The organism is Sphingomonas sp. SP5, assembly GCF_058313455.1.
The window spans coordinates 121,239-135,312 of the sequence record NZ_JBZFLF010000001.1 but is presented as its reverse complement, the minus strand read 5'-3'; the positions used below and the strand labels follow the sequence as shown (position 1 = coordinate 135,312).

At 70.1% G+C, this 14,074-nt stretch carries 9 protein-coding genes; 5 read left to right on the top strand and 4 right to left on the bottom strand.

Going from position 1 to position 14,074, the window contains the following annotated elements:
• Positions 1–12 precede the first annotated feature (12 nt).
• Together AC4GY7_RS00545 and AC4GY7_RS00540 are read left to right on the top strand one after the other, a co-directional pair.
• Positions 13–1,455 (top strand): phospholipase D-like domain-containing protein, encoded by a 1,443-nt coding sequence (locus tag AC4GY7_RS00545; RefSeq protein WP_491111399.1) that lies wholly within the window; start codon positions 13–15, stop codon positions 1,453–1,455.
• A 131-nt stretch (positions 1,456–1,586) separates the two neighbouring features.
• On the top strand, positions 1,587–4,064 hold the full coding sequence (locus AC4GY7_RS00540; protein ID WP_491111397.1) for a TonB-dependent receptor: 2,478 nt from the start codon (positions 1,587–1,589) through the stop codon (positions 4,062–4,064).
• Here AC4GY7_RS00540 and AC4GY7_RS00535 read toward each other — a convergent pair.
• Genes AC4GY7_RS00535 through AC4GY7_RS00520 form a run of 4 tightly spaced genes read right to left on the bottom strand, consistent with a single transcriptional unit; the run spans position 4,061 to position 8,107 of the window.
• Entirely contained in the window at positions 4,061–5,383 is a 1,323-nt protein-coding gene (locus AC4GY7_RS00535; RefSeq protein WP_491111396.1) for a HAMP domain-containing sensor histidine kinase, read from the bottom strand. The two genes, AC4GY7_RS00540 and AC4GY7_RS00535, sit on opposite strands and share 4 nt — an antisense overlap.
• Complete coding sequence (locus AC4GY7_RS00530) at positions 5,380–6,060, bottom strand: response regulator transcription factor (protein WP_491111395.1); 681 nt, start codon at positions 6,058–6,060, stop codon at positions 5,380–5,382. The genes AC4GY7_RS00535 and AC4GY7_RS00530 overlap by 4 nt, the downstream gene beginning before the upstream one ends.
• 56 nt (positions 6,061–6,116) lie before the next feature.
• Positions 6,117–7,436 carry a sensor histidine kinase gene (locus tag AC4GY7_RS00525; protein ID WP_491111394.1) on the bottom strand — a complete coding sequence of 440 codons (1,320 nt, stop codon included), beginning with the start codon at positions 7,434–7,436 and terminating at the stop codon, positions 6,117–6,119.
• Positions 7,433–8,107, bottom strand: coding sequence for a response regulator (locus tag AC4GY7_RS00520; protein WP_491111392.1), 675 nt, complete (start codon positions 8,105–8,107; stop codon positions 7,433–7,435). The genes AC4GY7_RS00525 and AC4GY7_RS00520 overlap by 4 nt, the downstream gene beginning before the upstream one ends.
• Before the next feature lie 86 nt (positions 8,108–8,193).
• On the opposite strand from AC4GY7_RS00520, the gene AC4GY7_RS00515 reads away from it, so the two are divergent.
• Genes AC4GY7_RS00515 through AC4GY7_RS00505 form a run of 3 tightly spaced genes read left to right on the top strand, consistent with a single transcriptional unit; the run spans position 8,194 to position 14,065 of the window.
• Positions 8,194–9,456, top strand: a complete 1,263-nt coding sequence (locus AC4GY7_RS00515) for an efflux RND transporter periplasmic adaptor subunit (protein WP_491111391.1) — start codon at positions 8,194–8,196, stop codon at positions 9,454–9,456.
• Positions 9,453–12,644, top strand: a complete 3,192-nt coding sequence (locus AC4GY7_RS00510) for an efflux RND transporter permease subunit (protein ID WP_491111389.1) — start codon at positions 9,453–9,455, stop codon at positions 12,642–12,644. Before AC4GY7_RS00515 ends, AC4GY7_RS00510 begins: the two co-directional genes overlap by 4 nt.
• A complete protein-coding gene (locus AC4GY7_RS00505; protein ID WP_491111388.1) occupies positions 12,641–14,065 on the top strand; it encodes an efflux transporter outer membrane subunit in 1,425 nt (474 codons plus the stop codon). The genes AC4GY7_RS00510 and AC4GY7_RS00505 overlap by 4 nt, the downstream gene beginning before the upstream one ends.
• Positions 14,066–14,074: the final 9 nt, after the last annotated feature.

The following is a 14,074-nucleotide window of genomic DNA, read 5'->3' as shown; positions in this document are numbered from 1 at the left end:
CGTTCCCCCGTCATGCTGGACCCATCGCGTAACGTCTGGCGTGTCGAACGCGCCGATCGCCTGTCGGTGATCGTCGATGCTGACCGGTATTTCGGCGTCGCGCGCGAGGCGTTCGCGCTGGCCAGGAAACGGATCATGCTGGTCGGCTGGGACTTCGATGCCCGCATCCGCCTCGCGGGCAGCAGCGGCATCGGCGAAGGGCCGGAAAGCGTCGGCGATTTCCTCTACTGGCTGGTGGAGCGCAATCCCGCACTGGAGCTGTACCTGCTGCGCTGGGACGTCGGCGCGCTGAAGGCGATCTTTCGCGGCAAGACCGCCTTCACCGTCCTCAAGTGGATGCGGCATCCGCGCATCCACGTGAAGCTCGACAGTCATCATCCGACGGCCTCGTCGCACCACCAGAAGATCGTCTCGATCGACGACTGCCTCGCCTTTTGCGGCGGGATCGACATGACGGCGGAGCGCTGGGATACGCGCGCGCACCGCGACGACGACCCCGGACGCCAATTGCCGAGCGGCAAGCCCTACAAGCCGTGGCACGATGCGACGACCGCGATCACCGGTCCCGCGGCGGCGGCGCTTGGCGAACTGTGCCGCGAGCGCTGGCACCTCGCCTCGGGGCACCGCCTGGCGCCGGTGACGGGTGAATCATCGTGCTGGCCCGCCTCGCTGGAGCCGATGTTCGAGGGGATCGACCTCGGCATCGCGCGGAGCCAGCCCGAGATGCCGGGCGAAGCGGCGATCACCGAGGTGGAGGCCTTGTTCCTCGACCAGATCCGCGCCGCCCGCCGCCACATCTATTGCGAAAGCCAGTATTTCGCCTCCCGCCGCATCGCCGAGGCGATCGCCGCCCGGCTCGACGAGGCGGACGGGCCGGAGATCGTCATCGTCAACCCGCTGACCGCGCAAGGGTGGCTGGAGCCGCTGGCGATGGACACGGCACGCGCGCGGCTGGTCGAGACGCTGCGCCGGCGCGACCGGCACGGGCGGCTGCGGCTGTACCATCCCTTCACCCGCGGCGGCACGCCGATCTATTGCCATGCCAAGATCACGATCATCGACGATACCCAGCTGCGGGTCGGATCGGCGAACATCAACAACCGCTCGCTGCGGCTCGACACCGAATGCGACGTGGTGATCGACGCCGCACGCCACCCGGGGGCCGGGCTGGAGGCGGTGATCGCCGCGCAGCGGGCCGACCTGCTGGCCGAACATCTCGACGTGGCGGTCGAACGCGTCGCGCAGCTCATCGAGCAGACGGGATCGCTGATCGACACCATCGAGCGGCTGCGCGGGCCGGGCCGTTCGCTGCGGCCGTACGAGGTGCCCGATCTCGACAGCGTCCAGACCTGGCTCGCCGACAACGAGGTGCTCGATCCCGAAGGGCCGGGCGAGATGTTCGAGGCGACGACGCACCGCGGCCTGTTCCGGGGCCGGCTGCGGCGGCGGGGATAGCGCCGGCCGCCGCCAACATGACACCAGGATGAAGCAAGCCGCCGCCGGCCGTCTCCGAACGGTCACGGCGGCTACGCATGCCGCTTCTAACGGCCGCCCTCGACACATCGTCTCGTTGAGGGGGAAATTCCTTGTCCGTTCGTTCCTGCGCCCGCCCGTATCTGCTCGCCGGTGCCGCGCTGTCCATCCTGGCCGGTAGCGCCGCCGCCCACGCCCAGACCGCGCCCGCCCCTATCCCCGCCCCTGCCCCCGCCGCGGCGGCCGCGACCGCTCCGACCAGCGACGGCGGCCAGCTGACCGATATCGTGGTTACCGCGACACGGCGGGAAACCAACCTCCAGAAGACGCCGATCGCGATCTCGGTCATCGACCCGCAGGTCATCAAGGATCGGCATATCCAGAGCCTGATCGACATCGCCGACGGCACCATCCCGAGCCTGCGCGTCGCGACGTTCGAGGCGCGGCAATCCGCGCTGACCGTCGGCATCCGCGGCATCGTGCCGTTCGACCAGAACCAGACGGCGCGCGATTCGGGCGTCGGCGTCTACATCGACGGCGTCTATATCGGGCGGTCGCAGGGCCTCAACGCCGCGCTGTTCGACGTGCAGCGGCTGGAGGTGCTGCGCGGGCCGCAGGGCACGTTGTTCGGCCGCAACACGGAAGGGGGCGCCGTCAGCATCATCACCGCCGCGCCCACGGGGGAATTCGGCGGCCGAGTGAGTGCGGGCATCGGCAACTACGGCCAGCATACCGGGGAAATCCACCTCAACCTGCCGGAAACCTACAATATCGCGGTCAAGGTCGACGGCGTGATCCAGCACCAGGATGCGACCACGACCAACCCGCTGCCGGGCAATTACGGCTGGAACTATTACAATCGCTACGGCGGGCATGTCAGCGCGCTGTGGAAGCCGGTCACCGGCCTGTCGGTGCAGCTGAGCTACGACCAGTCGCGCGACGAGAACACGCCCTTCTACAGCCAGCTCATCAGCTACAATCCCAGTGGCCTGCCGGTCGGCACGTACAGCGGCACGACCCTGGTGTGCCCGGCCGGCGTGGCCGCGAAGGCGTGCATCGCGCCGCTTTCGCCGCTGGTGAAGGTGAGCGGCGACCATCGCCAGTCGTCGGCGGATATCGGCGTGCCGCAGCAGCTCAGCATCGACAAGACGCACGGCTTTGCCTCCACGATCAAATATCAGGCGACGCCGAACGTCGAGCTGCGGTCGATCAGCGCCTGGCGCGGCGTGTCGACCGGGCAGTGGGACAATTCGGGCGGCGCGCACCGCACGGTCTTCTCGCCTAACGGCAAGTTCAGCCGCTACAGCCTGTCGGACCTCGACCAGCACCAGTTCAGCCAGGAATTCCAGGCGGTCGGCAGCATCGCGAACCTCGATTACGCGGCCGGCCTCTATTATTTCACCGAGCGCGCGGAGGAGACGGCGGCCACTCCGTCGAGCAACCTGTGGAATGCCGACGGCAGCGGCTACACCACCCTCAGCCCGGTGGTGATCGGCCCGGTCACCTCGGCCAACCAGGGCTGGGCCTATGGCTCGCGCTTCCTCGCGCGCGGCAGCTGGGCGAAGGCGCACAGCTATGCCGCGTTCGCGCAGGCGACCTATACCCCCGCCGGCTTCGACGCGCTGCACCTGACGGTCGGCGGCCGCTACACCAAGGACAAGCGCGACGGCGTGCTGTACCTGGTGCAAAACAAGGCGACCAACTTCCTCTTCACCTTCGACCAGGGGCGGTTCGACCCGATGGTGACGCTCGCCTACGATGCCACCGACACCGTCCATCTCTATGCCAAATATTCGACCGGCTATCGCGCCGGAGGCGCCAACGACCGGTCGCAGACCTTCACCGCCTTCGGCCCCGAATCGGTCAAGGCCTATGAGGTCGGTGCCAAGATGGACTTCCTCGATCGTCGTGCCCGCCTGAACCTTGCCGGCTATGTCATGGACCGCCAGGGCACGCAGACCGACTTCGACAATGTCGACACCAACCCCGCCAGCCCGACCTACAATCTGCATACCGAGGAAACGCGCAATGCCCCCGGCGTGTCGAAGATCCGCGGGCTGGAGGCGGACCTGACGCTGCGGCCGACCGATGCGGTCACGCTGGGCGCGAGCTATGCCTATACCTATACGCATGTGCCGGCGACGCCGAACCCGTTTCTGAACAACATCCCCTATCAGGTGTATGTCGTCTACACGCCGCGCAACGCGGCATCGGGCTATGCGGATTACGAGGTGCCGGTGGGTGTGGGCGACACCCGCCTGCGCTTCCACCTGGATGCGAATTACGCGAGCAGCGCCTACAGCTTCCAGAACGAACCGGTGAAGGCGGACCCGAGCTTCATCGTCAACGGTCGCATCGCGCTGGCGGACATCCGGCTGAACGATCACGGGCAGACGCTGACCCTGGGGCTGTGGAGCCGCAACCTGCTCGACGAAAGCCATATCTACCGCCGGTCGGCGGCCAATTCGTCGCCGACGCCCAATTACACCAACGGCGTGCTGACCAGCTACAGCTACGGCGGGGTGCTGGGCGATTACGGCAACTTCAACCCGCCGCGCACCTTCGGAGCGGAAGCGTCGGTGAAGTTCTAGGCCGGAAAGGCGAGCCTCAGCCGGAGGCCGGGCTCGTTATCCTCCAGCGCCAGCTCGCCGCCGTGCAACCGCATCACGGCGGCGATCAGCGGCAGGCCGAGGCCATGACCCGGCCGGTGGCGGCTCGCCTCCAGCCGGCCGAACCGGCGCAGGGCCTGCGTGCGCTGGTCTACCGGGATGCCGGGTCCATCGTCGGCGATGGTGATCGTCGCCCGGTCTGGTGTAGAGGCGAGTACGAGCGTGATCGTGGTGCCCTCCGGCGTATGCCGCAGCGCGTTTTCGACCGCGTTGACCAGCGCTTGCTCGATGAGCCGGGCGTCGCCGGTGATGGTCGTGGGCGCGACCGAGGCGACGGACAGGCGGTGCCCGCTTTCGTCGGCGACCGGCTCCAGCGCCTCGCCCGTCTCGATCAACAATGCGGCAAGATCGACCGGCGCAAAGGCGGCGGTGCGGCGGCCGGCCTCCACCTCGGCGATGCGCAGCATGGCGGCGAACATCGCGAGCAGTTCGTCGCAATCGGCGATCGCCGCCTCCACGGCCTCGGCCTGCGGGCCATTGCCTTCGCGCGCCGCGATCGCCGCCAGCCGGCTGCGCAGGCGGGCGAGCGGCATGCGCAGGTCGTGCGCCACGTCGCTCGACACGTTGCGCAGCCCGTCCATCAGTTCGGCGATGCGATCGAGCATGCGGTTGAAGGCGCGCGCCTGCCGGTCGAATTCATCGGCCGACCCGATGACGGCGACCCGCCGCTGCATGTCGCCGGCGATGATCGCGTCCACCGTCCGGCGGGTTTCGGCGAAGCGCCGTGCGATGGTGACCGCAAAGGCGACGAGGCCGCCCAGCACGATCAGCACGATCGATCCGAACCCGAGCAGATAGATGCGCAGCCGCGCGGTGCGATAGCCGTCGAACGGCTCCGTTTCCGCCATGGTGGTGAGGCGCAGGTCGCTGCCGATCGCGCGGGTATAGGCGCGCCCGGCGGACAGGCCGAGGATGCCGTCGCGGCTGCGCAAGTCGGCATAGCCGAGCGGGAAGCGGCGCGCGATATCGACATTGCCGCCGATCCGTCGTCCGGCCGCATCGGTCAGGAGGAAACCGATGTCGCCCGTGTCGCGCCGCCGCGCGAGTGTCTCGATGCGGGCCAGCACCGCAGGGGCCGGCCCCGCGCCAACGATGGCGCTGACATTCTCGATCCGCCGGTCGACCAGGGTGACGACCGCGCCGAGCGACGCTGCGTAGATCGCCGCCCCGGTGCCCGCGGTCGCGACCAGGAAGGCCGCGAGGAACCCGACGGTCAGCGTGCGCAGGCCGGGCCTTCTCACCCCCGCAGCATGTAGCCGAGGCCGCGGACGGTACGGATCGGGTCCTCCAGACCGCCTTGGGTCAGTTTCACGCGTAATCGACGGATGTGGACGTCGACCAGGTTGGTGTCGGGCATGAAGTCGTAGCCCCAGACGCGTTCGATCAGCATCGAGCGGGTCAGCACCGAATCCACGTTGCGGACGAGTTCGACCAGCAGTTTGAGTTCGAGCTTGGCGAGGTCGATCGGCTTGCCGGCGCGCCAGGCGCGGAAGGTGGTGGGGCTGACCACGATATCGCCCGCCTGCAACGTATCGGTGCTGCCCGCCGTCCAGCCGCGCCCGCGCAGGATCGCCGACAATCGCGCGTGCAGTTCCGCCGCCGCGGCCGGCTTCACGACGTAATCGTCCGCACCGGCCTCCAGCCCATCGACCTTGTCGGACGAGGAGGACAAGGCGGTCAGCATGATGACCGGCAGCGTCATGCCGCCCTCGCGCAGCGCCTGGAGCACCGACATGCCGTCGAGCCGCGGCATCATGCGATCGAGGATCACCGCATCGAAGGCCGATTCGGCTATCGCCGCCAACGCCGCCCGGCCATCGCCGACGATATGGGTGGCATAGCCGATTCCACCCAGTTCCTCGGCCAGCGCCTGGGCGTAGGCGGCATCATCCTCGACAAGAAGCAGGCTGAGGGGCATCGGGCATTCCGGCACGGGGTCGTTTCGGCCCTAACGCACCCGGCGACCGCCCGAGGTCAAGTCTTTTCCGGCGCGGCGAAAACCAGCGTGGCGCAGAGCCCCTGCCCGCCGGGTGCGGAATCGAGATGCAGCGCGCCGCCATGCGCGGCAGCGACCCGCGCGACGATCGACAGGCCGAGCCCCGACCCTTCCGCCGCGGTGCCGCCGCGCCAGAAGCGTTCGGCCATGCGGGCGCGATGCGCCGGCGCGACGGGCGGTCCGTCGTCGCACACGCTCAGCCGCGCGCCGGGGCCGACCGCGACGGTGATGCGCGTGCCGGACGGGGTATGGCGCACCGCATTGTCGATCAGGTTTTCGGCAGCGAGCGCGAGGGCGCCGGCGAAACCGGCGACGCGCGGCGCGCCATGATCGTCGAGGGCGATCGAGCGGCCGGAGGCGAGCACCGCCGGCGCCCGCTCCGCGACGACCCGCTCGGCGAGCATCGCCAGGTCGACGGGTTCGCATGCCTCGTCCAGCGGCCGTTCGAGATCGGCGAGCCCCAGCAATTGCGCGACGACCCGGGCGGCGCGGTCGACCTCGGCCAGCAGCGCCGCCCGCGCCGCAGGATCGGCGACGGCATCGGCGCGCAGCCGAATCGTCGCCAGCGGGGTGCGCAGCTCGTGCGCGACATCGGCGGCGAAGGCGGCCTGCGCGGCGAAGCTCTGCTCCAGCCGGTCGAGCGCGGCGTTGGTGGCGACGGCGAGCGGCTCGACCTCCGCCGGCAGCGTGCCGCGCGGCAGCCGGCGATCGAGCGTGCGCGGCCCGATCGCGGCAGCGATCGCCGCCGCCGCCGCCATCCGGCGGGTCAGCCGGCGGGTGAGCCACAGGCCGGCGAGCGGGATCAGCAGGGTGAGCGGCAGCAACAGCAGCGCGAACCGTTTGAGGAAGGTGCGCACGATATCGTCGGTCACCACTTCGGGTGCGGCATCGTCCTGCGAGACGACGACCCAGCGGCCAGGGCCGGCGGGCCAGCTGGCCGCGACCAACGGCCCGCGCCGCACGATCCGGGGCTGCGTGGCGAGCGGCACGATGCGGAGCATCGCCGGCCGGGACGGCCCGCGTTCGGCGAGCGGGCGGCAGGCGGCATCCACCACGTCCAGGGTCAGCCCGCCGGCGATGATGTCGACCGCGCCGACCGCCTGCGCGGGATCGCGGCCCGGCAATCGCGCGGCCACGGCCTGCGCCTGCTGGCGCAGCACGTTGCGCTGATAGTGATGCGCCACCCGGTGCAGCAGGATGGCGACGCCGAACGGCAGGGTCGCCGCCGCGACCAGCGCGACCAGGATGTGGAGCAGCGCGAACTGGCCGATCAGCGACCGGGACGCGCCGATCCTCATGCCGCGCTGCGCAGCATGTAGCCGACGCCGCGCACGGTATCGATCCGCGTGCCGGTCGCCGCCTCGTCCAGCCGCTTGCGCAGGCGATGGACATAGACCTCGACCGCATTGGAGCCGAGGTCGCCGCCCGCCCCGAACAATTGATCCTCGACCACCCGCTTGGGCACGACGTTGCCCGCCCGGCGCAGCAGCAATTCGAGCAGTTCCGTCTCCCGTACCGACAGGGTGAGCAGGGCATCGCCGACCCGCGCGACGCGGCTCTCGACGTCGAAGATCAGCCGCGCACAGGTGAGCGACACGCCCAGATAGCCGCCCTGACGGCGCAACACGGCGAGCAGGCGGGCGTGGAGCTCGTCGGGATCGAACGGCTTGACGATATAATCGTCCGCGCCGCCGTGCAGGCCGCGGATGCGCGCATCGACGCTGCCGCGCGCGGTCAGCACCAGCACCGGCCGGGTGTTGCCGTTGCTGCGCAGCCGGCGCAGCAGGGCGAGCCCGTCCTCGTCCGGCAGGCCCAGATCGAGCAGGATGGCGGCATGGTCGACGGCGGCGAGGTAGGCCTCCGCCTCCTCGGCGCTGCCGGCACGATCCACCGTCAGGCCGCGCTGCAACAGCGCCGCACAGAGCGCCTCGGCCAAGGCGTCGTCATCCTCCACCAGCAGAATCCGCAAAAACCCTCCCGCACCGCAACATCCGTCAGCCAGCTGTAAGCCAGCCCCCCTATCGGCTCCAAGCTTCATCGCATGCAGGGCCGACAATGCACGCCATCGACGAACACGAACCGCTTGCCCCCGCCACCACGCTGTCGCGGGCGGCGCAATGGCGCTGGCTGGGGATCGCCGCGGCGGTGCTGGTCGGCGTGGCGCTGCTGTTCGCGCTGCTCGGCCGGCTGACGCATCACGAGGAGACGCCGCCGCCCGCCTCGCCCGCCGGCACCTTCCGGCCCAGCCCTGAGCAGATGGAATCGCTGAAGACCATGCAGGTCGGCATGGGATCGTCCGCTACCCGCACGCTGGCGACCGGGGCGATCACCGTGGACGGCGACCAGAGCACGCCGGTGGTGATGCCCTATGCCGGGCAGATCGTGCGCGTGCTGGTGGATGCGGGCCAGCGGGTGACGCGCGGCCAGCCGCTGCTGCTGGTCCGCACCAGCGACTTCGTCGATGCGCGCAGCGGCCTGTTCGCGGCGCGCGCCGCCTATCAGAACGCGCAGGCGCAGCTCGCCACTGCCGCGCGGACCGCCGACCGCCAGAAGCAGATCTACCAGACCGCCGGTGGTGCGCTGAAGGATTACCAGCAGGCGCAGGCGGACCTCGCCGCCGCACAGGCGAGCGCGCGGACCGCCGCCGCATCGCTGGGTGCGGCGCGCGACAAGCTGGCGGTGCTCGGCAAATCGCCGGCCGAGATCAACCGGCTGGAGGGCGCAGGCGAGGTCAGCGGCATCCACGACGTGACGACGCTGCATGCGCCGATCAGCGGCCTCATCGCCTCCCGCGACGTGTCGGCGGGCCAGTATCTCGGCCAGGGTGGCGACAAGCCGGTGATGACGATCACCGACCCGTCGCGCGTATGGCTGGTCGCGCAGGTGGCGGAAGGCGATGCCGCCGCGATCCACGTCGGCGATCCGGTGACGGTGACCACGCCCGCCCTGCCCGGCCGCACCTTCAGCGCGCGCATCGACCTGGTCGGCGCGGCGCTCGATCCGCAGACGCGGCGCCTGCCGGTGCGCGCGACGATCGCCAATCCCGACGGCGCGCTGAAGCCGCAGATGTTCGCGAGCTTCGCGATCCGCCAGGCGCATGCCGGCAGCGCCCTGCGGGTGCCCGCCGCCGCGGTGATCCATGAAGGCGAGAGCGCGCGGGTTTGGGTGGTGCGCCCCGGCGGCCTGCTCGTCTCGCGCGATGTGACGGCGGGCGATGAACAGGACGGCATGGTGACGATCCTCAAAGGACTGGAGCCCGGCGAGCGTATCGTGACGGCGGGTGCCCTGTTCGTGAACGAGGCGGGGATCGGCGAATGAACCGCCTCGTCGCCTTTGCCCTGCGCCAGCGGCTGCTGATCGTCGGCGTCTTCGTCGCGATGCTGCTCGCCGGCGTGATCGGCTTCATGAACCTCAATATCGAGGCCTATCCCGACCCGGTGCCGCCGATGGTGGAGGTCATCACCCAGACGCAGGGGCTGTCGGCCGAGGAGATGGAGCGCAACGTCACCATCCCGATCGAGGTCGGCATGGCAGGCATCCCGCACCTCACCGCGATCCGCGCGATCAGCCTGTTCGGCCTGTCCGACATCAAGATCCAGTTCAGCTACGATTACACCAACGAACAGGCCAAGCAGCAGGTCATCAACCGCCTGTCGCAGCTGCCCCCGCTCGCCGGTGGCGCGCAGCCGACGCTGTCGCCGACCAGCCCGGTGGGCGAGATCTACCGCTACAAGATCACCGCGCCCAAGGGCTATTCGGTGATGGACCTCAAGACGTTGCAGGATTGGGTGCTGCAACGCCGCTTCAAGCGCATCCCCGGCGTGATCGACGTCACCGGCTGGGGTGGCAAGCTGCGCGCCTATGACGTGGTGATCGACAACCAGCGGCTTGCCGCCCACAACGTCACGGTCAGCCAGGTGCTCGCCGCGATCGCCAAGAGCGACGGCAACGTCGGCGGCCAGACGATCAACTTCGGATCGCAGGCCGCGATCGTCCGCGGCATCGGCCTGATCCAGTCGGTCGGCGGCATCGAGAACGTGCTCGTCGGCAGCGCCGCGGGCCAGCCGGTGCTGCTGAAGGACGTGGCGCACGTCACCATCGGCAACGCGCCGCGGCTCGGCATCGCCGGCTACAACGACCAGGACGACATCGTGCAGGGCATCGTGCTGATGCAGCGCGGCGCCCAGTCGATGCCGACGATCGAGCGCGTGCAGAAGGAGGTCGCCGACATCAACGCATCGGGGGTGCTGCCGCCGGGCGTGCAGCTCCAGCGCATCTACGACCGGTCGGACCTCATCCACCTGACCATCCACACCGTGCTCGAGAACATGGTGGTCGGCATCCTGCTGATCTTCGCGCTGCAATGGCTGTTCCTCGGCAACCTCAGGAGCGCGATCATCGTCGCGGCGACGATCCCGTTCGCGCTGGCCTTCGCGATCCTGATCCTCGTGTTGCAGGGGGAAAGCGCCAATCTGCTGTCCGTGGGCGCGCTCGACTTCGGCCTCGTCGTCGATGCCAGCGTCATCATGGTCGAGAACATCTTCCGCCACATGGTGGAGCGATCCGCGCATGTCGAAAGTGGGCGCGGGCACTACACCATCGCCAACCGCTTCTCGGCCGTGCTGGGCGCATCGAGCGAGGTCAGCCGGGGGATCTTCTTCGCCGCGGCGATCATCATCGCCAGCTTCCTGCCGCTGTTCACCCTGACCGGCGTCGAGGGCCACATCTTCGGGCCGATGGCGAAGACCTATGCCTATGCGATCACCGGCGGCCTGATCGCGACCTTCACCGTCGCGCCGGTGCTGGCGACGCTGCTGCTGCCGGACCGGTTGTCGGAGGTGGAGACGTGGATCGTCGGCAAGCTGCGCCGCGCCTACGAACCCGCCGCCGCCTTTGCGCTCGGCAACCGGGTGCTGGCGATCGGCGGCGCGGTGCTGATGCTGGGCCTTGCCGTGGCCGGCGTGCGCTCGCTCGGCATCGAATTCCTGCCGCATCTGGAGGAGGGCAACATGTACATCCGCGCCACCCTTCCCGGATCGATCAGCCTGGAGGCGGGGCAGCCGGTGGTGAACGGCGTCCGCCGGATCATCGCAGGTTATCCCGAGGTGACGGCGGTGCTCTCCGCCCACGGGCGGCCCGACGACGGCACCGATGCCACCGGATTCTTCAACGCCGAATTCTTCGTGCCGCTGAAGCCGTTCGACGACTGGCCGCATGGCGTCACCAAGGAAACGCTGATCGCCGAACTCTCCAAGAAACTCACCGCCCGCTATCCGGGGGTCGATTTCTCCTTCTCGCAGATCATCGAGGACAATGTGGAGGAGGCCGCCTCGGGCGTGAAGGGTGCCAATTCGATCAAGCTGTTCGGCCCCGACCTGCCGACGCTGGAAAAATATGCGGACCAGATCAAGAACCAGATGGCGAGGGTGCCGGGCATCGCCGACCTCGGCGTCTTCCAGTCGCTCGGCCAGCCGACGGTGCGCGTCGATGTCGACCGCGCCAGGGCCGCGCGCTACGGCCTGACGCCCGACGACATCAACCAGACGGTCGCCGCGGCGGTCGGCGGCAGCTCCAGCGCCGATCTGTACGAGGCGGGGACCGACCGCCACTTCCCGATCGTCGTCCGGCTGCAACCGCAGCAGCGCGATTCGATCGAGGCGATCCGCAACATCACGGTCGGCGCCCCCGCCACCGACGGCAGCGGCGGGACGATCCAGGTGCCGCTGTCGGAAGTCGCCGACGTGCGGCTGACCAGCGGTGCCTCGTTCATCTACCGCGAGCATCAGGAGCGCTACATCCCGATCAAATTTTCGGTGCGCGGCCGCGACCTGGGCGGCGCCGTGGACGAGGCGCGGGCACGGATCACCCGCAACGTGCATCTGCCCGCCGGCTATCACCTGGAATGGGCGGGCGAGCTCGACAACCTCAACAACGCCATCGCCCGGCTGGAGATCGTGGTGCCGATCAGCCTGCTGCTGATGCTGCTGCTGCTCTATGCCAATTTCGGCTCGATCCGCGACAGCCTACTCGCCTTCGCGGCGATCCCGATGGCGATCGTCGGCGGCGTGCTGGCGCTGGCGCTGACCGGTACGGCGTTCAGCATCTCGGCGGCGATCGGCTTCGTGGCGCTGTTCGGGATCGCGGTGATGGACGGGATCCTGGTGGTGACGACCTACAACAATGCGGTCGACGAGGGCGCGGACCGCGCCCGCGCGCTGGCGACGACGGTGCGGCACAGCCTGCGGCCGGTGGTGATGACCTGCCTGGTCGCGGCGATCGGCCTGCTGCCCGCGGCGCTGTCGCACGGCATCGGCAGCCAGGTGCAAAAGCCGCTGGCGCTGGTGGTGGTCGGCGGCATGGCGCTCGCCCCGGTGCTGATCCTGCTGGTGCTGCCGGTGCTGATCGACCGCTTCTCGAAGCGGGTGCCGCCCGAGGATCGCGGCGCGCACGGGCGCGACGTCGGGCATCACGCCCGCCCCGGCGGCGACGGGGAGGCACTGGCATGACCCGCACGCTCGCCCTGCTGCTCGCCTGCACCACCGCCGCCTGTGCCGCGGGGCCGCACGACCTCGACGCGCACGCGCCCCTGCCGCCGGTCGCAGCCCCGGCGGCGATCGCCCCCGCCACCGGCCCGGAGCAGGTCTTTGCCGCCACGCCGGCCCGCGCCGACTGGTGGAGCGCCTTCGCCAGCCCGCCACTCGATGCGCTGGTGGCGGAGGCGCTGGCCCACAATAACGACGTCGCCAGCGCCGATGCGTCGCTGCGCCAGGCGCGCGAGCTGGCCGGCAGCGCGGCGGGCGCGTTGCTGCCGCAGGTCGATGCGAGCTATCAGGCGGAGCGGACGCGCGTGTCCAACGCCCTCTCCCCCGCGGTCGCCGATCAGGACCAGCAACTCTATACGCTGCATACCGCGCAGGTGACCGTGAGCTATGCGCCCGACCTGTTCGGCGGCACCCGCTCGCGCCTCCGCTCGGCCCGTGCCGCGGCGGCGGTGCAGCGCTACCGGCGGGATGCGGCGCGGACCAGCGTGGTCGCCAACCTCGTCCAGGCGGTGATCCAGCGTGCGGCGCTCGCCGATCAGGTCGAGGCGACGAAGGTCAGCGTGGCCGTGAACCGCGACATCCTCGCCAGCCTGCAAAGGCGCCAGCAACTGGGCGCGGTCGGCCTGGCGGACGTCGCGACGCAGCAGACCGCGCTCGCCACCGCCGAAGGCGCGCTGCCGCCGCTGGTGCGGCAGGAGGCGCATCAGCGCGTGGTGATCGCAGCGCTGCTCGGCCGTCCGGCCGGCGCGCCGCTACCGATGCTGCCGACGCTGGCGTCGCTCGCGCTGCCGACGCAGCTGCCCGCGACGCTGCCGTCCGACCTCGTCGCGCGGCGGCCGGACGTGCTGGCGGCGCGCGCGCAGCTGGAGGGCGCCGGCGCCGACGTGCGCACCGCCATCGCCGCGCGCCTGCCGGCGATCACGCTCAGCGCCAATGCCGGCGGCGCCGCGCAGCGCTTCGGCGACATGTTCAGGAGCGGGAATCCGTTCTGGACGCTGGTCGGCGGCATCACCCAGCCGCTGTTCCACGCCGGCCAGCTGCGCCACCAGCAGCACGCCGCCGAGGCCGCGCTCGACGGCGCCAAGGCGCAATATCGCACCGCCGTGCTGACCGCGTTCGGCGACGTGGCCGATGCCCTGACCGGGTTGCACACCGATGCCGAGGCGCTGGACGCGGCGACGCGCGCCAGCGACGCCTCCGGCCGCGCGCTCGCCTTCGCCCGCCGGCAGCTGGCGCTCGGCGATGTCGGCACGCTGGCGCTGCTCAATGCCACGGCGGCGGACGCGCAGGCACGCGCGCAACTGGTGCAGGCGCGCGCCGCCCGGCTGACGGATACCGTCGCCCTGTTCCAGGCGAGCGGTGGCCCGATCGCGGTCCTGCCGTGACGGCGGATG